Source organism: Variovorax sp. GW822-FHT04A09, assembly GCF_058801005.1.
Genome location: NZ_JBXAMV010000001.1, coordinates 1,266,658 through 1,292,593, shown reverse-complemented (window position 1 = coordinate 1,292,593; position 25,936 = coordinate 1,266,658). Strand labels below are relative to the sequence as shown.

Genomic DNA, 25,936 nt, shown 5'->3' with positions numbered 1-25,936 from the left:
GATGGTGGCGCATGCGTTCGCGGCCGACGAGGCGAAGGCGGTGTACCGCGCCATCCACGAGCGGCGCGACATGCGCCACTTTGCGGGCGGCGAGGTGGCGCCCGAGGTGCTGCGCCGCCTGCTCGACGCCGCGCACCATGCGCCCAGCGTCGGCTTCATGCAGCCGTGGCGCTTCATCCGCGTGCGCGGCGAAGGGCTGCGCCGGCAGTTGCATGAGGTGGTCGAGCGCGAACGCGTGCTCACCGCCCGCGCGCTCGGCCAGCGCGAAGACGAGTTCATGCGTCTCAAGGTGCAGGGCGTGCTCGACGCGGCCGAGCTGCTGGTGGTGACGCTCGCCGACGGCCGCGAGCAGCACGTGTTCGGCCGCCGCACCTTGCCGCAGATGGACCTGGCCTCGGCCTCCTGCGCCATCCAGAACCTCTGGCTCGCCGCGCGCGCCGAAGGGCTGGGCATGGGCTGGGTGTCGCTGTTCGAACCCGCCGAGCTGGGCGTGCTGCTCGGCCTGCCCGAAGGCGCCGAGCCGATCGCCTTGCTGTGCCTGGGCCCGGTGCATGCGTTCTACGAAGAGCCGATGCTGCAGCGCGAACGCTGGGCCCGGCGCGCGCCGCTGGCCTCGCTGGTGTTCGACGAAAGCTGGGGCCGGCCGTCGGACCTGTTCGATCCTTCTTCCACTTCATCTTCTTGCGTGGAGCCCACCTGATGCTGGCCTTCGACACTGTTCTCTTCGAGCTCGCGCGGCTGTTCCTCTGGCCCGTGACGCTCGGCGTGCTGCTGTCCTTCGTCTATGCCGTGTACTGCCTCGGCGCCTTCGGCATCGAGTGGTGGCAGCGCCGCCGCGACCCGTCGCGTGCGCTGGTGCTGCAGCCTCATGCGCAGGCCAGCCAGGAACAGATGGAGCTGGTCGTGCTCAAGCAGCTCGAAGGCGTGCGCCTGTGCAGCCGCGTGGCGCCGATGCTGGGGCTGATCGCCACCATGATCCCCATGGGCCCGGCGCTCGTGGCCGTGGCCTCGGGCGAATCGCAGGGCGTGGCGCAGAGCCTGGCGCCCGCGTTCGCGGCCGTGATCGTGGCGCTGGCTTCGGCCTCGATCACCTTCGTGGTCTACACGGTGCGCCGCCGCTGGCTCATGCGCGAGCTGGTGATGCTGCTCGACGCGCGGGACCGGCTGTCATGAGCCGCAGGCAGTTCTCCATCCTGAGCAGCCTGGACAGCGACGACGACGACCCGGTGCTCTCGACCATCAACCTGATCGACGTCTTCATGGTCGTCATCGGCATGCTGATGATCGCGGTCATCAACAACCCGGTGAACCCGTTCTCGCAGGACAAGGTGACGGTCATCCGCCACGAGGGCCAGCCCGACATGGAGATCATCACGCGCGAAGGCCGGAAGGTGACGCGCTTCAAGGCCAGCGGCGCAACGGGGCAGGGCGACGGCGAAAAGGCCGGCACCGCCTGGCGCCTGAAGGACGGCACGATGATCTACGTGCCGGCGGACGCGGTGCCGGCGTCGGGCGGGAAGTGACGCGGCTTTTCGTCTTCTGGCTTGGGCTCCTGTGCCTGATGGCACAGCCTGCGGTGGCGGCCGGGTCGCGCGTGGTGGTGCTGAGCACGGCGCTGGTGTCGCCTGCGCGCGTGGTGCGGCTGCAAGCGGCGGCGCGCGAGGCCGGCGTGCCGCTGCAGGTGGTGTCGGCTGCGCAGGACGCACCCGAGACGCTGGCCGCCGCGCTCGATGGCGCGCGCCTGCTGGTCATCGATGCGCCGCACCTCAGCGTCGCCCAGTCGGCGGCGGCGCGCTTCGGCGATGTCATTGCGCGAACCTCCGTTCCCTATGTGCAGATCGGTGAATTCGCCCTCGTGGCGAAGGGCCAGAAGCCACCCGAGGTGCCACCGCTCGCAGCCGAGCGCGGCGTCGATGCGGCCTGGGCGCAGCGGCTGCGCGCCTACTGGCGCTTCCCAGGCGAGGCGAATCTGAAAGCCTCGGTGCAAGCGATGGTGCGGATCGGCGATGCCGCCGGGCTGCCCGACCCTATGCCGCTGCCGCTCGCCGGCTTCTATCACCCCGACTGGCCGCGCGTCGAAAGCACCATCGCAGCCGTCGAGGCATTGCCGGGCGGGCAAGGCACCGTCGCCATCGCGGTCAACAGCGCCACGCTCACCGGCGACGACACCGACTGGCTCGACCGCCTGATCGGCACGCTCGCGCAGCGCGGCCTGCGCGCCTACGCCTTCTACGGCCCGCGCCAGCAGAAGGACCTGTTCTTTCGCATGACGCACACCGAGGAGAGCGAACGCCGCATCGCCGACCTCCTCATCAACGCCGCGCTGGTGTTCAGCCCGAACGAGCGCAAGGCTGAACTCGAACGCATCGGCGTGCCCGTGCTGCAGACGCTCCCCTCGCTGGCCATGGATGCGGCGCAATGGACGCGCAGCAAGGACGGCCTCGCGCAGACCGACATCGCGGCCTACTACAGCCCGAGCGAACTCGCGGGCATGACCGACCCGATGCTGGTCACCGCGCGCGACGCCGCCACCGGCAGCCTGCAACCGCTGCCCGCGCAGATCGACGCCGTGGCCGACAAGGCCGCCGCGCTGCTGCGCCTGCGTCGCACGCCCGCCGCCGAGCGCCGCGTGGCGATGCTGGTCTACAACTACCCGCCGGGCGAGGCGAACTTCGGCGCGTCGTTCCTCAACGTGCCGCGCAGCGTCGACCGGATGCTGTCCGCGATGCAGGCGGCCGGCTACCGCACCGAGGCGCCGGGCGCGGACAAAGTGATCGCGCAGGTGCAGGCCACGATGAAGGCCTACTACCCGACGGCGCAAGGCGGCGACGCGCTGCAGCCGCTGCTCGACCAGGGCCTGGCCGACACGCTGCCGCTGTCGCAGTACCTCGCCTGGTTTCGCGCGTTGCCCGCCGACACGCAACGCCGCATCGAAGCCTACTGGGGCCCGCCCGAGGCCTCGACGATGCTGCGGCCCGTGGCCGGTGCGCCGGCCTTCGTGGTGCCGCGCGTGCAGTTCGGCCAGGTGGTCGTGCTGCGTCAGCCGCCGCGCTTCGAGCCCGGCACGCAGGTGGCCGGCAAGGCGCAGCAGGTGTACCACCGCGCGGCCGTGCCGCTGAGCCACGGCTACCTCGCGACCTACCTCTGGCTGCGCAGCCGCTTCGGCGCCGACGCGCTGGTGCATGTGGGCACGCACGGCACGGTCGAGTGGTCGGCGGGCAAGGAGCGCGGGCTCTCGGTGCGGGACGATCCGCTGCTTGCGCTGGGCGACGTGCCCAACGTCTATCCGTACATCATGGACAACCTCGGCGAGGCGACGACCGCCAAGCGCCGCGGTCGCGCGACCATGGTGAGCCATTCGACGCCGATGTTCGCGCCCGCGGGCTTTCGCCCCGGCGTGCGGGACATGCACGAGCGCCTGCACGACTGGGAAACGCTGTCGCCCGGCGCGGTGAAGACCGCGCTGGAACGGCGCCTCACCACCGACTTCGTCGCGCAGCACTACGACCGCGACCTGCAATGGACGCCCGCGCGCATCCGCGCCGATTTCGCCGGCTTCATCGCCGTGCTGCACCCGTACCTCGACGAACTCGCGCAGACCGCGCAGCCGCTGGGCCTGGCCACCTTCGGCGAGGCGCCCGATGCGCAGCGGCGGCGTCAGACGATCCTGCAGATCCTCGGCAAACCCGTGGCGCAGGCGATGGGCGAAGACCTCGACGAGATGTTCCTCACCGATGCGCAGGGCATCGCGGCCTCGAAGCCCGCGCGCTGGCTGGAGGCCGTGCTGGCGGGCAACGACACGGCCACCGATGCTGAACCTTTGCGTTCGCTTGCCGCACGGGCCCGCGCGCTCGACGCCGTGCTGGCCCACAACGAGGAAATCGAAGGCCTGCTCACCGCGCTCGACGGCCGCTACCTGACATCGCGCTACGGCGGCGACCCGGTGCGCGACCCCGACAGCCTGCCGACCGGGCGCAACCTCTACGGCTTCGACCCCAGCCGCGTGCCCACGCGCGCCGCCTGGGACACCGGCGTCGCCGCGATGGACGGCTGGATCGCCGCGCACGCCCGCACCCACGGCGGCCGTGCGCCGCAGAAGATCGCCTTCACGCTCTGGGCCGGCGAGGCCTCGCGCCACCAGGGCGTGACCGAGAGCCAGGCCTTCCACGCGCTCGGCGTGAAGCCGCGCTGGGACGAAGCCGGGCGCATGGTCGGCATCGAGATCGTGCCGGCCGCGGTGCTGAAGCGGCCGCGCATGGACGTGCTGATCAGCGTCACCGGTTCGTACCGCGACCAGTTCCCGCACGTGATGCGCTGGCTCGACGAGGCTGTGCAGCAAGTGGCCGCGCTCGACGAGCCCGGCAACGCCGTCGCGCAGCACAGCGAGGCGATGGCGCGCACGCTGCGCGCCGGGGGCGCGACGGCGGCCGAGGCGCGGCGCTGGTCGACCGCGCGCGTGTTCTCGAACGAGCAGGGCAGCTACGGCGCCGGGCTCGAGGAAGCGGTGCTCGCCACCGAACTCTGGAAGGGCCAGCAGCGTGGCGGTGGCGACGCGCAGATGGCCGGGCTCTACATGGACCGCATGGGCCATGCCTACGGGCGCGGCCTCGACGGCGCGACGCGCCCGGGCGCCTTCGCGGGCAACCTCGCGCAGGTCGATGCGGCGCTCATGGCGCGCACCTCCAACCTCTACGGCGTGCTGACCAACGACGACCCGTTCCAGTACCTGGGCGGCATCGCGCTGGCCGTGCGCCACCTCACGGGCAAGGACCCGGCGCTGTACGTGCAGAACCTGCGCGACGGCGCGGCCGTGCGCACCGACACCGCCGCCGGCGCCATCGCGCGCGAGATGCAGACGCGCTACCTGCACCCGCAATGGATCGAGGCGCAGAAGGCCGAGGGCTACAGCGGCGCGCTGCAGGTGCTCAAGACCGCGCAGTTCCTCTGGGGCTGGCAGGCGACCGCGCCCGCCGCCGTGCGAGCGGACCATTGGCAGTCGCTGCACGAGGTGTATGTGCGCGACACCTACAAGCTCGGCACGCGCCAGTGGCTGGAGCGTGAGAACCGCGCCGCCTTCGCGCAGACGCTGGAACGCATGCTCGACGCCGTGCGGCTGAACTACTGGAAGCCCGATGCCACGACGCGGCGCGAGCTGGCGCAGGCCTACACGGAGGCGGTGCGCGCCACGGGACTGCGCGAGCGGAACGAGGCGGTGCAGCGGTTTGCGCAGGCTGCGTTGGCGCCGTCGTCTGTCACTGCTCCTGCACCGGTCGTCGCCGCACCCGCCATCACGCCCGTCGAAGCGACCCAGCCCGTACCCGAATCGCCCGCCGCAGCGGACTTCGCGCAACCGGTGGCCGGTCTCCAGCTGAAGCCCATCGCCGACACCCCCTCGCCCCCGCCGCCGTCCGCCGTGCTGCCGCGCCTGCTCGCCGCATTCGGCGCCGCCTTGTTGCTGGCCGTCGGCGCGCTGGTGCAATGGCGGCGCGGCCGGGCCATGCCCGCCGCCTGATTCACGAGAATGCCTGCCATGCCCGCGCTCGATCCCTTCACCGTCTTCGCCCTCGCGCTGGTCGCCGCCTTGTGGCTGGCACTGGCCGTCGACCGCTGGCTGGGCGAGCCGCCCACCGCGCTGCATCCGGTCGTGTGGATGGGCCGCTACCTGGGTTGGATCGGCAGCCGCCTCGCACCGCGCGCCGCCGACGCGAAGCCGCGCGACCTGCCGGGCTTCGCGATGGGCGCGCTCGGCTGGTGCGTGGGCGCGATGGCCGCGTTCGCCGTCGCGTCGGCGGTGCAGAGCCTGGCGATGCAATGGCTCCCGGTCTGGGCCATGGCCGTGGTGCTCGGGCTCGCGTTCAAGCCGCTCTTTGCATGGCGCATGCTGCGCGACGAGGTGCAGGCGGTCGAAGCCGCACTGGGCGAATCGCTCGACGCGGGCCGCGCACGGCTCGCGCGCCTCGTGAGCCGCGACGTCTCGGTGCTGAGCGAGCGCGAGGTGCGCGAGAGCGCCATCGAGTCGCTGGCCGAGAACCTCAACGACTCGCTGGTGGCGCCCGTGTTCTGGTTCGTGCTGTTCGGCCTGCCGGGCGCGGCGCTCTACCGTTTCGCCAACACCGCCGATGCCATGTGGGGCTACCGTGGCGAACGCGGCGGGCGCGACTGGACCTGGTTCGGCAAGTGGGCCGCGCGCGCCGACGACGTGCTCTCGTGGCTGCCCGCGCGCCTCACCGTGCTGCTGCTGGCCCTCGCGGCCGGCCGCTGGCCGCGCGGCGTGGCCCGCGAGGCGCGCCGCACGCCGTCGCCCAACAGCGGCTGGCCGATGGGGGCGATGGCGCTGCTGCTGGGTGTGCGGCTTGCGAAGCCGGGAGTCTATGCGCTCAATGCGGAGGGGCAGCAGGTCCAAGAGCCGCACACTCGACGCGCAATTGTCCTGAGCGAGAGGGCGGCTCGGATAATTGAAGGCGCGGCGGTCATCTTGGTGGTCATGCTGCTCGTGATGATCTATGCATAAAGGATATGTGGCGATTTTCCAGCCGGAGTTGGTGGTTGGTGCGCTGAGATCTAGCAAGCTAGACGACCAAACTGCTGAATGAACAACTCACTTCCATGACGTCGTACCTATCACTTCCTCTTGAAGTTCTCTCCTGGGATGCCACACGAGAGATTTCTTCAATCGCGGAAGACGTTGACTGGAAAAAACCGTATCAGTACTGGAAGCATGCAGACCATCTTCTGACGCATGAAGGAGATGAGCACTACCGAATCGACTGCATTGCGAATCTGAAAAGGGCAGTTGATCATCGATTGAAACGTTTGAACGCCTTATACCGATTCAAGAGAATCGCAGATCCAAGGAAGCCGGGTGAGCTTTTGGAGATGTTGGGCCATTTCGGGATAGCAAGGCCTGCGATGCTTGAGGAAATATCGGCGCTTCGAAACCTGTTGGAGCATCAGCACAAGGCTCCACCCGGCACAGCTCGCTGTCAGGAACTCGTTGAATTTGTCTGGTACTTCCTTCGGTCCACCGACGCACTTAGTACATCTGTAGTTAGCAACTTCGTGTTGAACCAGGACGGTCGCAGCGGAGACGGAGCTTTTTGGCTCGCAGTCACGTATGGCCCGAGTGTCGATTGGGTGTGCTCTGTGTACGGCTGGATCCCCGAAGCATTGGCTAGCAAGACCGCTGAGGGAGACATCGTTCTGAGTTTAAAAACTGCTGAAAGCTACGAGCAGTTCTCCGAAAGGAGCGCGAAAGTGGCGGACATGATGCCGCCGCGTCCAGCGCGCTTGGCAACAGACATCTACTTGAACGGTGAAGTGGTGGGAGGTTCGGAGGCGTTCTCAAAGCTGGCCGAAATCTACTTCTCAGTTCTTTGAGTGTTGCCTAGTACGCGATCTCGTTCAGCGCAGCTCGCAATGAGCTTGTGCGAGATTTCTTGAAGGCTTGGGGTAGTCGATTTGTCAAATTCGAAGGCTTTTGTGCACGGTGGCCCTGACGCCTCAGGCGCTGCGCAGCACGATTTCTCAACCAACGGCAACGCGGTCGGCTCGTGTCCCGTGGTGCTGGCCGCGCTGCGCGAGGCCGACGCGGCGCACTATCCCGATCCGCGCTACACCGCGCTGCGTTCCGCGCTCGCCGATTTCCATGGCGTGTCGGTGGAGCGCATCGCGATCGCCGCGAGCGCGAGCGAATTCATCCACCGCATCAGCGCCGCCGTGGCGCAGGATGGCGGCGGAGAGGTCTGGCTGCCCGCGCACAGCTACGGCGACTACGAACGCTCGGCCTTGGCCTGGGGCCTCGGCGTGCGGCGCGCACCCGAGGGGGGCGACGGCGCCGCGCTGCGCTGGTGCTGCGAACCGTCGAGCCCATTCGGCCAGCCGCAGCCCGACATCGCGCAGCATGCCGCGAGCGATGCCATCTGCGTGCTCGACATGGCCTACGAGCCGCTGCGCCTCGAAGGCCAGCCCTCGCACGACGCCGCACAGCGCGACCGCCTCTGGCAGCTGTGGACGCCGAACAAGGCCATGGGCCTCACGGGCATCCGCGCCGCCTACGCCATCGCGCCTGCGAACGTCGACGTGGCCGGTCCGCTGCTGGAACGGCTCGCGCGCCTCGCGCCGTCGTGGCCGCTGGGCACGCACGGCGTCGCGCTGCTCACGACCTGGACCAGCGACGAAGCGCAAGGTTGGCTCGCGCGCAGCCTCGACATCCTGCGCGACTGGAAGGCGCGGCAGCGCGCCGTCTGCGAATCGCTGGGCTGGCAGGTGCTGCCGGGCGACGCCAACTTCTTCGGCGCACGGCCCGACACGCCATACCCGCCCCGGGCCGCCGCGCTGCGCGCCGAGGGCATCAAGCTGCGCGATTGCGCCTCCTTCGGCCTGCCGGGGCACCTGCGCCTGGGCGTGCTGCCGCCGGCCAGCCAGCAGGCCTTGAAGGCCGCGTGGGCGAGGGCCAGCGCCGCACGACACAGCGGCTGAACACACCTCGCACCACAATAGGGCCGTCTCAAGAAAAGGAAAACGAACAGGCCCATGCTCTACGCCATCACCACGCTCTTCCTGTGCCAGCTTGCCGGCGAACTGCTCGTGCAGTGGCTGTCGCTGCCGATTCCCGGTCCGCTGATCGGCATGCTGCTGCTGTTCGTCGGCCTGCTGGTGCGCGGCGGCGTGCCGCAGGAGTTGACCGACACCTCGGGCCACCTGCTGCGCAACCTGATGCTGCTGTTCATCCCGGCGGTGACCGGCGTCATGCTGCATTTCGAGCGCGTGGGGCGCGAGTGGCTGCCGTTCCTCGCGGCCGGCGTCGTGGGCGGCGCCTTCACCATGGCGGTGACCGCGCTCACGCTGCGCTGGATGATCCGCATCACCGGCAAGGACGCCGAATGAACGCGCCCGCCAAACTGTCTGAAATCTGGGTCTTCCTGGCCCAGTCGCCGCTGCTGTGGCTGTCGCTCACGCTGCTGGCCTACCTGGGCGCGCTGTGGCTGCATGCGCGCAGCGGGCGCAACCCGATGGTCAACCCGGTGCTGGTGTCGGTGATCGTCATCGTGGGCGTGCTGCTGCTCACGCGCACGCCCTATGACACCTACTTCGAGGGCGCCAAGTTCGTCCATTTCCTGATCGGCCCGGCCACCGTGGCGCTGGCCGTGCCGCTGTACAGCCAGGTCGGCCGGCTGCGGCGTTTGTGGCTGCCGATCGGCGTGGCGCTGCTGGTGGGCTCGGTGGCTGCCATCGTGTCGGCCATCGGCATCGGCTGGGTGCTCGGCGGTTCGCGCGAGCTCCTGATGTCGCTCGCGCCCAAGTCGGCCACCATGCCGATCGCGATGGGCGTGGCCGAGAAGATCGGCGGCCTGCCGTCGCTGGCCGCCGTGGCCGCGGCCATCGCCGGCATCTCGGGCGCGATCATGGCCACGGGCTTGCTGAACCTGCTGCGCATCAAGGAGCCCGCGGTGCGCGGCTTTGCCGTCGGCATGGCGGCGCACGGCATCGGCACCGCGCGGGCCATCCAGGTGAACGAGACCGCGGGCGCGTTCTCGGCGCTGGCGATGGGGCTGAACGGCATCGCGACCGCGCTGCTGGTGCCGCTGATCGTGAAGCTGATGACCGTCTGACATCCATTCATTCCATCCATCGAGGAGCACGACCCATGTCCGAGTACACCGCCGAGATCGTCTGGGAGCGGGGCGACCGGGACTTCCTGGCCAACACCTACAGCCGCCACCATGTACTGCGCTTCGATGGCGGTGCGCAGGTGCCGGGCTCTTCGTCGCCGCACGTGGTGCCGCTGCCGTTCTCCGACGCGTCGGCGGTCGATCCGGAAGAGATGTTCGTGGCCTCGCTGTCCAGCTGCCACATGCTGTGGTTCCTCACTATGGCGGTGAAGCGCAAGTTCGTGGTCGACCGCTATGTCGACGCGGCCACGGGGGTGATGGAGAAGAACGCCGAGGGGAAGATGGCGATGACTGTGGTCACGCTCCGCCCGCAGGTGAGTTTTTCGGGCGAGAACCTGCCCACGCGCGAGCAGATCGAGCGCATGCACCATCGGGCGCATGAGGAGTGTTTCATTGCAAATTCGGTGAAGACCGAGGTGCGGTGCGAGCCGGTCTTCTTGCCCTGACGCCGGTCAATTTCCCGCTTTGTTTGCGGTTGCAAACAAGTGTTGTAGTGCCTTCGAATTACTTCTGAAAAACGCCGCTGCAAGCTTCGTCAAACCGTGACGAAGTGCCGTGTGCGTGGTGTTCCCCCTTCCCATAATCGGCCGCGACTGCTGCGTCTTGTCACAGACGGCGTCGCGAGATACCAACTATCAGGGGAGCACCAAAACAATGAACCGTCATCTGCATCGCATCGTCTTCAACGCCGCCAGAGGCATGCGCATGGTGGTTCAGGAGACCGCGAACAGCACTGGCAAGGGCGCCTCCAGGGCCACGACGGTGGCGGCGGCCGGTGCGGTTGCGTTGAGTCCCATGGTGGTCGGTGCAGCGCTCGCGGGCTTGCTGGGTGCGGGGCCGGCGAGTGCGCAGATGACGGGGGCGTTCAACGTTCCCGGGGCCCAGCGGCCGACCGTGCTGGTGGCTCCCAACGGCGTGCCGTTGATCAACATCCAGACGCCATCGGCCGCGGGCGTCTCGCGCAACATCTACAACCAGTTCAACGTCGGCCCGAATGGGGCGATCCTGAACAACAGCCGCACCAACGTGCAGACGCAACTCGGCGGCATCGTCCAGGGCAATCCGTTCCTCGCGACGGGGCCCGCGCGGATCATCCTGAACGAGGTCAACGGCGGCAATCCGAGCCAGTTGCGCGGCTACATCGAAGTCGGCGGGGCGAGGGCCGAAGTGATCATTGCCAACCCGGCCGGCATCAGTGTCGACGGTGGCGGCTTCATCAACGCGAGCCGCGCCACGCTCACCACCGGGACACCCCAGTTCAACGCGATGGGCGGGCTCGACAGTTTTCTTGTGCGTGGCGGCACGGTCACCATCGACGGTGCAGGCCTGGACGCTAGCAAGACCGACTACGCAGCCATCCTGGCCCGCGCCGTACAAGCCAATGCGGGCATCTGGGCCAGCGAGTTGAAAGTGGTGACCGGGGCCAACCAGGTCTCGGTCGATCACAGCCAGGTTGCGCCGACCGCCGGCACCGGCGCCGCGCCCACCTTTGCACTCGACGTGGCGGCGCTGGGCGGCATGTACGCCGGCAAGATCACATTGATCGGCACCGAAGCGGGCCTGGGCGTGCGCAACGCAGGAACCATCCAGGCCGCGCCGGGGACGCCTGTACTGGGCGGTGCCGGCCAGCTCGTCGTGACGAGCGCCGGCCGTCTCGAGAACATCGGAACCCTTCAGGCCACGGCCGATGCGAACCTGGTCGTGTCGAGCCTGGCCAATAGTGGCCGCATCAGCAGCGGCGGCAATCTGAAGATTGCCGCGCGAGACACGCTCACCAATTCGATCGACGGCAAGGGTGGTACGTTGGAGGGCGCGCGCGTCGAGTTGAGCAGTGCCGCAGGCAACATCGACAACCGCAATGGCGGCACGATCCGCCAGACCAGCAGTGCGCCGCTGTCGATCTCCGCGCCGGCATTGAGCAACACGGGCGGTGGCGTGATCGGGTTGGAGCCCGTTTCGGAAACGCCGCCGCAATCCGGTGGCGGCACGGGTTCCGGCGCTGGCGGCGGCACCAACCCTGGTGCGCCTGCAGAAGGCGGCAACTCCGGATCAGGCACGGGCTCCGGCGCAGGCGAAACAATCACACCGGCGCCCTATGTGCCTCCTTCGCCCGGTGTCATCCAGGCGGCGGGCGCGATCCTGAACGATGGCGGCAAGATCTACGCAGGCGGTCCGATCACGCTGCAGAGCGCGAACATCAACAACAACGGCGGGACCCTGAGCCTCGCCAGCATGAGCGTCAACCAGCCGACCTTCGACAACCACGGCGGTACCCTCAATGTCAGCAACGGCTTCAGCGCCAACGTCGGGCAGTTCGACAACACCGGCGGGAAGCTCAATGCAGGGTCGCTGAACATCGTCACGAGCGGCGACCTGATCAACGTCGATGGCTCGCTCGCCAGCGGCAGCGATGCCAGCCTCACGGTCGGCGGCAAGGGGGACAACACGCGCGGCACGGTCTCGGCCACCGGCAGCCTGACGGCGCAGGTGGTGGGTGCCATGAACAACAACGCCGGCACACTGATCGCCAATCAGGCGGTGGTGCTGGGTGCTGGCAGCCTCGACAACACGAAAGGCAGCATCCAGTCGGCGCAGGCCGGTGTGCAGGTCAACGCGGTCAATGCGCTGGTCAATGGCAGCGGTGGCTCGCTTGGCGCGGCGACCGATCTGAATGTCAAGGCGGGGTCGATCGCCAACAGCGGCAGCCTGCGGGGCGAGAACGATGTCAGCGTCGTGGCTGATGGGCAGTTGGCGAACGACGGCAGCATCACGGCAGGCCGCCACACGACGGTCGCGGCAGGCAGTGTGCAAGGTGCAGCGACAGGTGTCCTCGGCGCAGGCATCCAGAGCGACGGGAAGCTCGGCGGTGTGGGCGACTTGCGTGTCACGACGTCCGGGGCGTTGGTCGCGAACGGCACCAACCTCGCGGCGGGCGATGCCGTGCTGCAAGGCGCGAGTGTCGATGTGTCGGGCAGCCAGACCAGCGCGGCCAACATCGCCATCACTGCGACGCAGGGCAATGTGACCACCAGCGGGGCGACAGTGGTGACACCTGGAACGCTGGCGATCACGGCCAACAGCAATGCTGCGCAGACACTGCTCAACGAGGGCGGCAAGCTCAACGCGGATCGGTTGGATCTGAAGGTTTCCAACATCGCCAATACCCTCGAGGGCGAGATCGTTCAGACCGGCACGGGCGCGGCCACCATCGCCGCGAGCGGGACGTTGAACAACGACGGCGGCCGTATCGCCAGCAACGGCCTGGACATGACCTTGAAGGCCGCGACCATCACCAATAACGCGGGCAAGATCGAGCATGCCGGCTCAGGCACGCTGGCCATCACAGGTGGCGGATACGAGGGGGCGGCAACGGGAGGTGTCGCGAGCAAGATCACGACCAACGGCGCCCTGATGGTCGCGCTGTCCAGCGCCTTCAACCAGGACGGTGGCGAGACCAGCGCCAAGCAGATCACCATTGATGCGGGCTCCTTGAGCAACCGAGGCGGTCAGATCGTTCAGGTGGGCGGAGAAGTTGCGCGCGTCACGGTCGCCGAAGCGCTGGACAACACCGGCGGCACCATCGCCAGCAACGGCGGCGCCAGCATCTCTGCCGGCAGTCTCACGAACCGCGCTGGAACCATCCGTGCAGCCGAAACTTCCAGTCTCGGTTTGGCAGTGGACGGCATCCTCGACAACAGCAACAAGGGCGCGATCAGCGCAGGCGGCAACACCCAGATCACCGCCGGCCAGCTGAACAACGACAGTGGCAGCGCAACGGCTGTCGGCGATCTGAGTCTCACCATCGGCGGTGCCGCGACAAACGCGGGAGGCACCCTGGCAGCCAACGGCAACACGATGCTCGTTGCCAACACGCTGAACAATAGGCTCGGCACCGTTGCGGCAGTCAAGGGCAACCTGGCCGTGACCACCTCCGGCGTGACGACCAATGACGAAGGAACGCTGCAGGCCGGAGCCAAGGTTGCCCTGGCCAATGGGGGGCTGATCAACACGGGCGGCACGGTTTTCGGTGACAGCCTGACGGTGGACACGCGCGGCAATGCCCTGGACAACAGCGACAAGGGAACGTTGGCGGCGACCACCACCGTCGATCTGAGGTCGGGCGCGTTGAACAACGACGCCGGACTGATCCAGTCCGGCGCCGCGATGACCATCGACACGAAGAGCCAGACGCTGCGCAACACCAACGCCGCCGGCTATGACAACAAGCAGGGCGGCATCACGAGTGCCGACACGCTCGACATCAAGAGCGGTGCATTCGACAACGCGGCCGGATTCATCGGCGCCAAGAATGCGCTGACCGCCAATACCGGCGCCTTCTCCAACGCTGGCGGCGGCATGGTGCTGGGTCAATCAACCGTTGCGATCGACACAGGTCTCGCGGGGTATGACAACAGCAGTGGACAGACCCTGGCAGTTGGGGACCTCAACCTCACCACGACAGGACTTGCCAATGTGCAAGGCCTGATCCGGTCCACTGCGACGACCACGCTTCATGCCGTCGGGATCGACAACGCCGGGACGCAGGGCGCAGAACTGGGCATCGAAGGCAAGAACGTCAGCGTCACGGCCCAGTCGCTCTCCAACAAGACGGGGGAAATTCGCGCGGACGAGAATGCCACGCTCATCAGCAGCGGGCAGATCGACAACAGCGCAGGCTTGGTATCGGCGGGGAACACGCTCACCGTGAGGGACCCTGGTGCAGTCAAGAGTTTGTCGGTGCTCAACACCGGCGGCACTCTGATTGCCGGCAAGAACGTTGTGCTCGACGCAGGTTCGGTCACGTGGGACGGAAAGCTGCTGTCGCAGGGCGACATGAGCCTGGCGGTCACCGAGGACATCGCGTTTGCCGCAGGCAGCGAAACCATCGCCAACCACAACCTGAACATATCGACGGCCGGCAACATCACCAACGGTGGCAAGCTGACCGCCGGCAACGACCTCACGCTCTCTGCAAAGGACATCAACAACACGGCGACCGGCGACATCCAGGGGAAGAACACCACGCTGAACGCCAGCGGAACGTTGACCAACCGTGGTGTCATCGATGGCATCGAGACCCGGATCAATGCCGGGACGCTCGACAACATTGGCACTGGTCGCATCTACGGAGACCACATCGCGATCGGTGCAGGCACGCTCAACAACGGCGCGGAAACCGTCAACGGTGTGGCATCGGCCGGCACCATTGCGGCACGCAATCGGCTGGACATCGGCGCCGGCACCATCAACAACCGCGATGGTGCGCTGATCCTGAGCGGTGAGGACCTCTTCATCGGCGGCAAGCTGGTCGACGGCAAGGCCAGCGACGCTGCTGGCACGCTGAACAACCATGCGGCCACCATCGAAGCGGTTGGCAATGCCGATATCAAGGCCAATGTCCTGAACAACACCAACGGCGGCGTGACGTGGAGCACCCAGACCGCGTCGGATGGTCAGCAGCACACGGAATATGCATTGCCCGGCAGCTCGACGCGCTACGACGCGAGCCAGCTGGTGTTTGTGATCACCCAAGGGCCGGCCATGGGCGTCCTGTGGCGCAGCTTCGTCAACACGGGGATTGGGCCCGTTGCCGGTCAGTTCGCCGGAATTCTGGTGCCGTCCGCCAGCTACCCGTTGTCCCGGTACAAGGCGTACTACGCGAATCCGCCGCGCAACAGCAGCGATTTGCATGGCACACGCTATGTGAATATCGATGTCAGCGAGACCTTCACAGAGCCCGGCGCCTGGTACTCGCGCTCCGATCCGATCTGGGCGACGTTCGGCGTGACGCCACCAGCTACGGACGCACCGGTCAACGATGCCCAGTTGGCGGCCTATCTTGAGGCACATAGGCGTCTCGACGCTGCGACAGCGGCTTTTATTACGGACGTCTACGACAACTACGCGCGCTCCTACTACGCCTGGGTCTATACCGAGTCGACCACCGTCCCTGTATTACAAACATCTTCGCCTGCGCGAATCATCGCTGGCGGCAAGATGGATATCGCCGTTGGCAGCGGCACCAACGACATGAGCCAGATCTTGGCCGGTGGTGCGTTGAATGTGACCGGCGGAACGATCGCGAACAAGAACGTCGAAGTATCGGGTTCGCAGATTCGTACTGGCGTGCAGCTGTTCCAGGCCGGCTACGGCGATGGAGAACAGGTATCTCCCTACAACTCCAGTGTTCCGATCACTGTGACTCTGGCTGCCGCACGACAGGAGGGAAACATCGCGGTCTCGGGGAGTGGGGCAGGCACCGGCAGCTTGACCCTTGGCCATACCAACGAAGGCGTGGCAGGCGCCGGTGGCGTGACAGCTGTCGGCCCCGCTGGCGTCGGCGGTGGTACCGGGCCCTCGGTGAACGCGCCGGGCGCAGGCTTGGGCGGGAGCACCGGTCCCATCGTTCATCCGATCATCGAAGTTCGTCTGGCCGCCAGCGGTGGCACCACGCAAGTCGTACGCACGACCTTGCCGGGGCTGAGCTTGCCCACTGCCAGTCTGTTCCGTACGCATGCCGGGGCTTCCAGCCGCTACCTGATCGAGACCGATCCGCGCTTCGCGGGATATCGCAACTGGCTCAGTAGCGATTACCTGTTGAACAACCTGGGGCAGGACCCGAGCAACACGTTCAAGCGACTGGGCGACGGCTACTACGAACAGCGCCTGATCCGCGAGCAGGTGGCGCAGTTGACGGGGCAACGCTACTTGGACGGCTACGACAGCGACGACAAGCAGTACGCCGCGCTGATGGACGCCGGGGTGACGTTCGCGCAGCAGTACGGTCTGCGTCCGGGGATCGCGCTCACGGATGCGCAGATGGCCCAGCTCACCAGCGACATCGTATGGCTGGTCGAGCAGACGGTCACTCTGCCGGATGGCTCCTCGCAGCGTGTGCTCGTGCCGCAGGTCTATGTGCGGGTGAAGAACGGCGACATCGATGGTTCGGGCGCGTTGCTGGCTGGCAAGGAGGTCAACATCAAGCTCGATGGAGATTTCGTCAACAGCGGCACTGTGGCGGGGCGCAAGACGGTGAACATCACCGCGGAAAACATCCAGAACCTGAATGGACGAATTTCCGGTGGCAGCGTCGATCTCAAGGCCAGAACCGATCTGAACAATATCGGGGGCACCATCGATGCGGTGAGTCAGCTTAAGGTCGAGGCTGGTCGCGACATCAATGTGCGGACCACGACCAGCAGCAGCGGCCTGGCGTTGGACCTCACGCCGGGCGCAGTGAGTCTGCGTGGTGCGACCATCGTGGACCGGGTGGCCGGACTCTATGTAAGTGATCCGAAGGGCGTGCTCGTGGCTTCGGCCGGTCGCGATGTCAACCTGATTGGCGCCATCGTCTCCAACAGCGGCAAAGAAGGCACGACCGAGATCGGTGCGGGGCGTGACATCAATCTGGGCACCGTCACGACGGGAAGGCAGGATGCGTCATGGCGCGATACGCGCAACTTCCGGGCCGAGGCGAGCACGCAAGAGGTCGGCACCCGCATCGAGACCAGCGGGGATATCAGCCTGCATGCCAAGCGAGATGTGAATGTGCGTGCCGGCACCATCAACAGCACGGATGGTGCACTGGAGGTGATGGCGAAACGCGATATCAACATCGTCGAAGGAAATTCCGGATCGGCCCTCAGCGAAATGAGGTACCGCAGCGACAGCGGGTTCTGGGGGAGTGACACCAGTCTCCAGCGCGGAACTTCCAGTGGGACGGAGGTCATTGGCAGCAGCTTGGGTGGAAAGACCATTGTGTTGGATGCGACTCGCGACATCCGCATTCGCGGGTCGAATGTTGTGAGCGACAAGGGCACGGAGCTCTGGGCTGGCAACAACATCACCATCGAAGCGGCTACGCAGAACAAGGCCAGTGACTTCACGCGCGAGGAATCGAAGAGCGGGATGTTCGATGCGAACTCGGGCTGGACGTGGGGTCAGCAGCAGCAAAGCAGTAGTGGCCGCCGGGAGCAAAGCACCGCCGTGGGCAGCACAGTGGGAGCCATCGACGGCAATGTCCTCATCACTGCCGGCAACCGATACCGCCAGGTGGGCAGCGATGTGATCGCTCCCGGTGGCGATATCGACATCCAGGCGCGCGACGTACAGATCGTCGAAGCCCGCGAGACCAACCGCAGCGACAGCAAGCAGAGCTTCTCGCAAAGCGGCATCACACTGGGCATCAAGGCCCCGCTGATCGACATGCTGCGGAGCGTTGAGGACACCACTCAAGCAATGGGTGACAGCCAGGACGACCGGATGAAGGCGCTGGGCGCAGCGAGCATGGCGCTGAGCGGCTATTCGGCGTATCAGGACATCTCCCGGGCGGCGATTACAGGCAGTGGCGACACCAACGGCGCTGTCAGCATGGGGGGCACCCTCACACTGGGCAGCAGTTCCAGCGAGTCCACCCGGAAGGAAAGCAGCAATACGTCAGCCGGCTCACGCGTGCAGGCCGGTGGCAACGTCATCATCACTGCCACAGGCGGCGGGCAAGACTCCAATATCCTCGTGCGCGGAAGTGAGATCAGCGCCGGCAAGAACGTCAACCTAGCGGCGGACAACGGCATCACGCTCGAGGCGGCGGCCAACTCCAGGGAGCAGAGTTCCACCAGCCGCAGCAGCAACGCCAGTATCGGTGTTGGCTTTGCGTTCGGGGAGAGCAACGGCCTCACGATCGAGGTAGCGGCCGGCAGTCAGCGCGGGCGGGACAACGGCACCGACGGCGCATGGACGAACACCAACATCCATGCGGGCCAGCAAGTCAATATCGCCAGTGGTGGAGACACCAGAGTCCGGGGTGCGACGGTTTCGGGAAACCGAATCAATGCAGACGTAGGCGGCAACCTGCACATCGAAACCCTCCAAGACACCAGCACCTATCACAGCCAAAACAGTGGGGGCGGCTTGAACGCCACCATCTGCGCTTGGTATTGCTATGGCGACAGCAGCGTGAGCGTCCATGCCAACAACATGCGCGGCGATGGCAATTTTGCGAGTGCAACGCAGCAAAGCGGGTTCCTCGCTGGTGACGGCGGTTTTGGCGTGAAAGTGGGGGGCAACACCAGCCTCGTGGGGGGCGTGATCAGTAGCACCGATGCGGCGGTCAATGCCGGCAGGAACAGCTTCACGACCGGCAGTTTGACGATGACCGATCTGGTCAACCACGACACCTTCCGAGGCAGTGGGTACAGCGTCAACTTCAGCACAAGCACCTCGGGGTCGAGTTCTGGCAACGTCGGCATCGGGAGCAAAGATGTCAATCGGTCGAGCCTCACGCAAAGCGGGATTTCGGGGATAGCCGGCAATACGGCGGTGCGAACCGGGCTGGACAGCACCAACGGATTGCGTATGACCGACCGGGACCGGGCCATGCGAGAGATAGGGGCTCAAGTTTCGATCACGTCCACGGCATCGGGCCTGTTGGTCGAATTGGGCCCGCTTGCCGTGCATGCTGTGCTCAACGCACTGGAGGGATTCTTCACATCTGCATCCAGTGGCCCCGGCACTCAACCACAGATTCCGGCTCAGCAGGCGCGTGACGAGATAGAGCGACTTCGCAATGACCCGTCCTTGACGGAGCAGCAGCGCGCCGAGTTGCAGGGGCTGGAAAACTTCTTGAACGAGATGGAAAAAAGATTTCCGCAACGGGGTTCCGCCGGCGGCGGAGATCAAGTTGTGCAGGACCGCGATCCGAATTTCGAGAACATGCGGTTCGTGATTCCGATCAAGCCGGGCGGTGGGGGTGTCGGTGTGGGGGGCGATCCGGGAGCCGCCGCCGGGGTGGGAGGGTTGCAGGTAGACCCGGATACAGGGTTGCTGATTCCGCCGAAGTTGTCGAGCCTTGAAAACTTGATCACCCCCAAGTCAGGGGCGCTGTATGTGTTTTACCAAGCTGCGCTGCAGGTCATGCAGGCGACTGTGAATGCGACGTCTGGGTCTGGTGACGGCGGATCAAGTGGGGCTGGGCCGACTGGAGGCAATGGCGCGGACACCTATGGAACACCTCCAAATGGAGCCAGCCCTCCTCCAGAAGATGATTCAAGAGAACGGGGCGGTGCCGCGCGCCAGAATCTAGGCGCCGAACGAGAGCAAAGGGTTGCCGATCAAGTTGGTGGGCGCCGTTCTGGAGAGCAAGTCAGTACGACGCGTGGTTCGACCGATATTGATGTGGTTGCTCCGAATGGAGATCTAATTGCCGTAGGTGGACCCAACAAAGCTGGGAACCTAGGGAACTTGGGGCGGGAATTGAATATATACAAAGAGATCGCCGCTCAACGAGGTGTTTCCGCACGCGCCTACTTTACCGAAGGGACTCCTGATACTGCATTGAATTTGGCCAGAAGAATTTTGGGAGAGAGTAATGTACATATTTTTCCAGGACGTTGACCATGAGTGATCATCGCTGTCAAATTAATTTCTCTTGCTCTTGGAGGCAGGCTTTTGATTTTTCGAAAAACTCTTTAATGAAAATTGGTGCAAAGCTCGAGCACCCTTTAAATGGGATGGCCTATTATTTTCCTCCTGATGGAAGCGATCGAATTGCTTTTGACGAGAATATTGAAAATATCGAGGGTGGCGTTCAGTTTTGGATAAACGCAAACTCTGATATATATGTATCTTGGAGAGGTATTGATGGCGTCTTGAGATTTGAGTTTGATCTTAAGGGGAAGAGCATATCGATCCAAGAGAAAATAGTTGGCACTCTTTATGTTGGGCTTCGCACTGAGGGGATTAATTTGGTTGGAGACGGGGAGGTTATGAGCATCGTTTTCTTTGATGAAAATTAACGCTGACGAAGGTGGCATCTGGAGCAGTTTCAAAGAGAGATTATTCTGATCAAATCATTGAAAATGAAAATTCAATCAATTTGCATGGCCATACTGGCGTGCATCGCCCTTCCTGCTTGCCGAACCGCGCCTCTGTACGAACCCGTCCGCCGCGCATTGGTGGCCGCAGAAGAAGACGAAGAACGCACCATCGTCGGTCAGCCCGTACCGGGCACAGCCATCGCTCAATTGCGCACCGGCATGACCTACGCAGAAGCCCGCCAGATCATGGGCAAGCCGGATGCCGAAACGGTGGACAACACCGGCAAGGCGTGGATACCCACGTATAACGGAACAGACCGTTGGCGCCATTACCTCGCCTACAAAGGGCAGGGCGTGCTGGTCTTCGCCGGCGCAGCCGGCGGCGAGATCGCCGAGATCTCCCGCACCAAGGCCTATGCGCCCGACGTGCTGATCCAGATCGTGCACAACCCCAAGGACACGGGCCGGTTCTGAGAATGAAGCTGTCACACCCGTTCGCATGGGCGGTCGCTGTCATCGCATTGATTGCCGGCGCGCTTCTTTCCGGCTGCGCTCGATCGCCCGTCTCGCCCGTCCCGCAGCCCCCGCTGGCGCGCGTCGTGGTGGTTCCCGTGGCTCCCATCGACAAGCTGCACACCGAAAACAAAGGCATCCCGCTCGGAGTGTTGTGGCAGTCGATCGCGGATCGCATCAAGAGCTCTGACTTCAATGCCCGTATGGAGACGACGCGCAAGGACATGGGGCCGAGGCTGACGGCGGCACTGGTTCGTCAACTGGCAGCGCAGGGTTACGAGACGCAGGCGCTCGAAGGCACGGCGGGCCGATCTGGCTTGCCGGATATCGACGAGAGCCAGTTGCCCGAGTCCGACGCTGTGCTGCGCATCTACCTCAACGAGGTCGGTATGTACTCCGCCCGCTTCTCGAAAGACTACGTGCCGCGCGTCAACCTGAGCGCCTATCTAGTTCGAGGGAGGACGGAAGACAGCCTCTATAGCGAAACGCTCTACTACGGTGCAGATGCGAGTGGTGACGCGTCGTGGAGCGTGCCAGCGAATCCCGATCATCACTGGTCGAGCTTCAACGAGCTGTTCGATCATCCACAGGAGGTCGCCCAGAGCTACGACTACGCGGTCGATGCGCTGGCGGCAAGGATCGTTCAGAACATTCGAGCGCAGGCTCCGCCGGCCGCCGTGCGTTCTGCGAGGCCTTGAGCCCCCAGTCAAGCCAAGGCTTGCATCTTGTTTTCGGGTGGTGAATGCACCGCCCCGTGTGCCGTACGCAGATAGAACGACCAGGGAGAGAAATTGAAAGCAAATTCGCGAGCCATGCTGGCTGGCGTGCTGTTGGGCGGCCCCTTGTGGGCTCAGGCCCAGGTCCCCAGCACGCCACAACCTTTCGTCGAACAGCAGCGCCAGCAAGAGCGCGAGCGTGCTTTGCGCGAGCAGAACGAACGCACCGTCGACCAGCGCCTGCAAGTCGCACCTCCGGCACCGACCCAGCGCATTCCCGAATCCGAGTCCCCGTGCTTTCGCATCGATCGCGTACTGCTGATCGGCGAGCAGTCCGAGTCCTTCCAATGGGCCGTAGCCGACCTGTCTGGCCCCGAGCACAACGATTCCCCCATTGGCCGGTGCCTTGGTACTGCCGGTGTCAACGTCGTACTCGCACGCGCCCAGCAAGCAGTCATCGCGCGCGGTTACGTGACCACCCGGGTGCTGGCCGCACCGCAGGATCTCTCGACGGGCACCTTGACCTTGTCGCTCGTGCCCGGCCGCATTGCCGCCATTCGGTTGACGCCGGACTCGTCGCCCGCGTTGCTTGGAAGTTCGGCGCTACTGACCTCCGCCATCCCAGCACGCCCCGGCGATCTGCTGAACCTGCGCGACATCGAGCAGGGCCTCGAAAACCTCAAGCGCGCTCCGACAGCAGAAGCCGATATCCAGATTGAGCCCTCCACCGCGCCCAATGCAAAGCCCGGCGACAGCGACCTCGTCGTCAAGTACGCGCAGTCCAAGAAGTGGCGCGTCGCACTGAGTCTGGACGACAGCGGCACCAAGGCCACGGGCCGCAACCAGGCCGGTGTCACGGTGTCGGTGGACAGCCCTCTGGGCCTGAATGACCTGTTCTACGTCAGCGCCAACCACAGCATCAACAGCCATTTCCTGTCCGAGCCCAGCTATGGCACCGAAGGCCAGACGCTGCACTACTCGGTGCCGTACGGCCATTGGCTGCTGGGCTTCACGGCTTCCAACAGCCAGTACCACCAGAGCATCGCCGGCCTGAGCCAGGACTACATCTACGCCGGCAAGTCCAACAACGCCGAGGTCAAGCTCTCGCGCCTGCTCTACCGCGACCAGAGCCGCAAGACGACGATGGCGATCAAGGGTTGGCGGCGCGAGTCGCGCAATTTCGTCGATGACACCGAAGTCGACGTGCAGCATCGCGTGGTGGGCGGTTGGGAGTTGAGCCTGAACCACAAGGAGTTCATCGGCGAAGCCACCCTCGAAGGTACGCTGGCCTACAAGCGCGGCACGGGTGGTTTCGGTTCGCGTGCGGCGCCTGAAGAGGAGTTCGGAGAAGGCACTTCGCGACTGAAGCTCTACACGGCCGAGATCAGCCTCAACGCGCCGTTCAAGCTCGGCGAACAGAAGCTTCGCTACTCCGGCCTGGTCCGCGCGCAGTGGAACCGCACGCCGCTGACGCCGCAAGACCGCTTCTCCATCGGTGGGCGCTACACCGTGCGTGGCTTCGACGGCGAGACCAGCCTGATGGGCGAGCGCGGCGTGTTGATCCGCAACGACGTCGGCTGGGCGATGGGGCAGAGTGGGGCGGAGCTGTACGCAGGCCTGGACTACGGCCATGTCGGTGGTCGTTCGACGGCCGATCTGCTGGGGCGTCAGCTGGCGGGGGCTGTCATCGGCGTGCGTGGCCAATGGAGCAAGTTGAGCTACGACTTCTTCGTCGGCGCCCCAGTTGCCAAGCCTGAGGGCTATCGCACGGCGAAGGTCACGCTCGGGTTCAATCTCAACGCGAGCTTTTGACAGAGCCTGATCACCGATTCACCTATGGACCTCAAGCCCACAGTGATGCAAGGCCGTGAGATCGGCATGCGTCGAAATTCCAAAGCCATTGCGGCTTTCGCATCGGCCGCCGCAGTGATGTTGGCAGGCTGCGCCGCAGCGCCTTACCGCGCGCCCGGCACCGAGACGGCTCCGCTTTCCAGCCTTGCCATCGTCAAGTCCGGGCCGCGCGGAGCGTCCTACTTTCACTCGATCGATGGAGAAAGAGTCCCCCATGTGCTTCTGCCCGTGGACCGATGGGAAATAGTGCCTGGCGAACACGCCGTGGTGGTCGGGCTCAGGACGCATCCGCAGTTCCAGGCGAGCACCATCCCCATGAAGTTCGTCGCGCTCCCAGGGAAAACCTACGTGATCCACGTATGAAGTCAAGACATCGTGGGGTCGCGGCACGTGGCGGGGATGGATCGAAGACGAGAGCGGTACGACGGTCTCGTTCCAGGACACCGCCCGATCGAGTCCGGTGAGCAAGTAGAGCGACCGATCATCCGTTCTGTGCTCCAACTGTTGGCGGGCGGCCGCCGGTCTTCTTCTTCGTGAAGCCCTGACACCACCTCGGCGGCAACACGAATCGCCCAGGCGACGGAGGAAAGCCAGACGCGGCGCAATACTCGACGCGCGTCGATCCCCCGAAAGGCCTCCCCCGTGCACATCCAGCCCCTTTTCGCCATCGAGGCACGCGACGAGCTTCACCGGCTCATGCGTGCCTACCCGCTCGCCACGCTCTTCACTGTCGCGGGTGGTGCGGTCGATGCGAACCTGTTGCCGCTGGAGGTGATCGATCGCGGCACGCACGGCATGTTGGCAGGCCATGTAGCCCGCAGCCATTCGTTGTGGAACAGCGAGGCGCGCGAGGGTTGTGACGTCACGGTCGTCCTCCAGAGCCCGAACGCGTTCATTTCCCCGCGCTGGTACGTCAACGGCCAGCGCAGCGGGCGATTGGCGCCGAGCTGGAACTACATCGCGGTGCAGGCGACGGGGCGGTTGCGGTTCATCGAAGACGCCGTCTGGCTGCGCACGCATCTCGAAGCGCTGACGCGGTCGCAGGAGGCGGGGCGCGAAGAGTCCTGGTCATTGGCCGATGCATCGCCCGAGTTCGTCGATGACGCGTTGAAGCGGCTGGTCGGGTTCGAGATCGACATCCTCGCGCTGAGCGGCAAGCGCTTTCTCTCGCAGCAGCGCACCGAGGCCGACCGGCGCAGCCTGGTCGAGCACCTGGGGCGGGAAGAATCGCTGCCGGCACGTGCGCTGGCAGCGCTGATCCAGCCCTGAAAAGGCGAGAAAGGGCGCCCCTCAGCGCCGCTGCAACCGCGGATTCTTCGCAAACAGATCCGCCGCCCAGTCCACAAACGCCCGCACCTTCGCGCTCAGGTGCCGGTTCGGCGGGTACACCACGTGGATCGGCAGCGGGTCGCGCTGCCAGTCGGCCAGCACCTCGACGAGTTCGCCGGTCTCCAGCAGCGGCTCGGCCGTGAAGGTGATGCACTGCGACAGGCCGAAGCCCGCGAGCACGGCCGTCATGTGGGCGTTGCTCTCGTTGACCGACACGCGGTAGGGGCCGTTGAGCTCGATGTACTCGTCGCCCTTCTTGAACTCGTGCGGGTACACGCGCCGGGTGGTGCCCGAGAAGTAGCTCACGACGTGGTGGCGCTTCTCGATGTCGTTGGGATGCTGCGGCGCACCATAGCGCTTGATGTAGGCCGGCGAGGCCACGGTGACGAAGTGCAGGGTGCCGATGCGGCGCGCCACCAGCGACTGGTCGCTGAGCTCGCCGGCGCGGATCACGCAGTCGACGTTGTCGCTGATCAGGTCGACGGTGCGGTCGCTCACGCCCAGGTCGACCTGGATGTCGGGGTAGCGGTCGCAGAAGCTGGCCAGGTTGGGCAGGATGATCTGCTGCGCCACCGAGGTGCCCACGTCGATGCGCAGCCGCCCCGTGGGGTTGGCCTGCGCGTTCGTCATGCTGGCTTCCATGTCGTCGAAGTCGTTCAGCAGCCGCGCGGCGCGCTCGAAGTAGGCGGCGCCGTCGGGCGTGACGGTGACGCGCCGCGTCGTGCGGTTGAGCAGCTTCACGCGCAGGCGCGATTCCAGCGCCTGGATCTGCTTGGTGACGGTGCCCTTGGGCAGGGCCAGAGAGTCGGCGGCACGGGTGAAGGTGCCGGCTTCGACCACGCGGACAAAGATCCGCATTGCCTGGATTTGATCCATCGAATGCCTGTTCAGGGAGACCGGCGTATGCCGGAAGGAGGCGGATTCTCACACAAGGAATGCGCCCCTACGGTATGCCCGATTGTTCTCCGTTTGGAAACAGAGTAGGGCTGTGTTTCCTGTTTCAACGCGCTTGTAGCGCCTTATATTTCAACCATCGCCCATC

General features: G+C 65.4%; 18 protein-coding genes. 17 read left to right on the top strand and 1 reads right to left on the bottom strand.

The genetic code is table 11. From position 1 onward, the window contains the following. Window position 1: 1 nt before the first annotated feature. The 17 genes from bluB to AC1RLW_RS05715 all read left to right on the top strand — a co-directional run bounded on the left by bluB (window position 2) and on the right by AC1RLW_RS05715 (window position 24,834). Window positions 2–700, top strand: a complete 699-nt coding sequence (bluB, locus tag AC1RLW_RS05795) for a 5,6-dimethylbenzimidazole synthase (protein WP_354343563.1) — start codon at window positions 2–4, stop codon at window positions 698–700. Next, the gene (locus tag AC1RLW_RS05790) at window positions 700–1,173 is read left to right on the top strand and encodes a MotA/TolQ/ExbB proton channel family protein (RefSeq protein WP_159271949.1); all 474 of its coding nucleotides are present in this window, start codon (window positions 700–702) and stop codon (window positions 1,171–1,173) included. The genes bluB and AC1RLW_RS05790 overlap by 1 nt, the downstream gene beginning before the upstream one ends. Then, window positions 1,170–1,523 carry a DUF2149 domain-containing protein gene (locus AC1RLW_RS05785; protein ID WP_062479884.1) on the top strand — a complete coding sequence of 118 codons (354 nt, stop codon included), beginning with the start codon at window positions 1,170–1,172 and terminating at the stop codon, window positions 1,521–1,523. Before AC1RLW_RS05790 ends, AC1RLW_RS05785 begins: the two co-directional genes overlap by 4 nt. Beyond that, window positions 1,520–5,512 carry a cobaltochelatase subunit CobN gene (gene cobN / locus AC1RLW_RS05780; RefSeq protein ID WP_493192458.1) on the top strand — a complete coding sequence of 1,331 codons (3,993 nt, stop codon included), beginning with the start codon at window positions 1,520–1,522 and terminating at the stop codon, window positions 5,510–5,512. Before AC1RLW_RS05785 ends, cobN begins: the two co-directional genes overlap by 4 nt. Window positions 5,513–5,530: 18 nt before the next feature. Then, window positions 5,531–6,511, top strand: coding sequence for an adenosylcobinamide-phosphate synthase CbiB (cbiB, locus tag AC1RLW_RS05775; RefSeq protein ID WP_493192457.1), 981 nt, complete (start codon window positions 5,531–5,533; stop codon window positions 6,509–6,511). Window positions 6,512–6,606: 95 nt separating this feature from the next. Continuing rightward, window positions 6,607–7,377: a hypothetical protein gene (locus AC1RLW_RS05770; RefSeq protein WP_493192456.1), complete on the top strand. Its 771-nt coding sequence runs from the start codon at window positions 6,607–6,609 to the stop codon at window positions 7,375–7,377. A 102-nt stretch (window positions 7,378–7,479) separates the two neighbouring features. Continuing rightward, window positions 7,480–8,478, top strand: a complete 999-nt coding sequence (locus AC1RLW_RS05765) for an aminotransferase class I/II-fold pyridoxal phosphate-dependent enzyme (protein ID WP_493192455.1) — start codon at window positions 7,480–7,482, stop codon at window positions 8,476–8,478. Window positions 8,479–8,532: 54 nt separating this feature from the next. After that, window positions 8,533–8,886: a CidA/LrgA family protein gene (locus tag AC1RLW_RS05760; protein ID WP_056581435.1), complete on the top strand. Its 354-nt coding sequence runs from the start codon at window positions 8,533–8,535 to the stop codon at window positions 8,884–8,886. Further along, the gene (locus AC1RLW_RS05755) at window positions 8,883–9,611 is read left to right on the top strand and encodes an LrgB family protein (protein ID WP_095947756.1); all 729 of its coding nucleotides are present in this window, start codon (window positions 8,883–8,885) and stop codon (window positions 9,609–9,611) included. Before AC1RLW_RS05760 ends, AC1RLW_RS05755 begins: the two co-directional genes overlap by 4 nt. Window positions 9,612–9,646: 35 nt before the next feature. Then, window positions 9,647–10,117 (top strand): OsmC family protein, encoded by a 471-nt coding sequence (locus AC1RLW_RS05750; protein WP_493192454.1) that lies wholly within the window; start codon window positions 9,647–9,649, stop codon window positions 10,115–10,117. Between the two features lie 208 nt (window positions 10,118–10,325). After that, complete coding sequence (locus AC1RLW_RS05745; protein WP_493192453.1) at window positions 10,326–20,063, top strand: hemagglutinin repeat-containing protein; 9,738 nt, start codon at window positions 10,326–10,328, stop codon at window positions 20,061–20,063. Window positions 20,064–20,065: 2 nt separating this feature from the next. Next, window positions 20,066–20,464: a hypothetical protein gene (locus tag AC1RLW_RS05740; protein WP_493192452.1), complete on the top strand. Its 399-nt coding sequence runs from the start codon at window positions 20,066–20,068 to the stop codon at window positions 20,462–20,464. 63 nt (window positions 20,465–20,527) lie between these two features. Then, window positions 20,528–20,959 carry a hypothetical protein gene (locus tag AC1RLW_RS05735; protein ID WP_493192451.1) on the top strand — a complete coding sequence of 144 codons (432 nt, stop codon included), beginning with the start codon at window positions 20,528–20,530 and terminating at the stop codon, window positions 20,957–20,959. Window positions 20,960–20,961: 2 nt separating this feature from the next. Next, window positions 20,962–21,696 carry a hypothetical protein gene (locus tag AC1RLW_RS05730; RefSeq protein WP_493192450.1) on the top strand — a complete coding sequence of 245 codons (735 nt, stop codon included), beginning with the start codon at window positions 20,962–20,964 and terminating at the stop codon, window positions 21,694–21,696. A gap of 114 nt (window positions 21,697–21,810) precedes the next feature. Then, entirely contained in the window at window positions 21,811–23,526 is a 1,716-nt protein-coding gene (locus AC1RLW_RS05725) for a ShlB/FhaC/HecB family hemolysin secretion/activation protein (protein WP_493192449.1), read from the top strand. A 24-nt stretch (window positions 23,527–23,550) separates the two neighbouring features. Continuing rightward, window positions 23,551–23,928 (top strand): hypothetical protein, encoded by a 378-nt coding sequence (locus AC1RLW_RS05720; RefSeq protein WP_493192448.1) that lies wholly within the window; start codon window positions 23,551–23,553, stop codon window positions 23,926–23,928. A gap of 279 nt (window positions 23,929–24,207) precedes the next feature. Beyond that, the gene (locus AC1RLW_RS05715) at window positions 24,208–24,834 is read left to right on the top strand and encodes an FMN-binding negative transcriptional regulator (protein WP_493192447.1); all 627 of its coding nucleotides are present in this window, start codon (window positions 24,208–24,210) and stop codon (window positions 24,832–24,834) included. A 21-nt stretch (window positions 24,835–24,855) separates the two neighbouring features. Here the strand turns inward: AC1RLW_RS05715 and AC1RLW_RS05710 are convergent, their stop codons facing one another. Next, window positions 24,856–25,770, bottom strand: a complete 915-nt coding sequence (locus AC1RLW_RS05710; protein ID WP_493192446.1) for a LysR family transcriptional regulator — start codon at window positions 25,768–25,770, stop codon at window positions 24,856–24,858. Window positions 25,771–25,936: the final 166 nt, after the last annotated feature.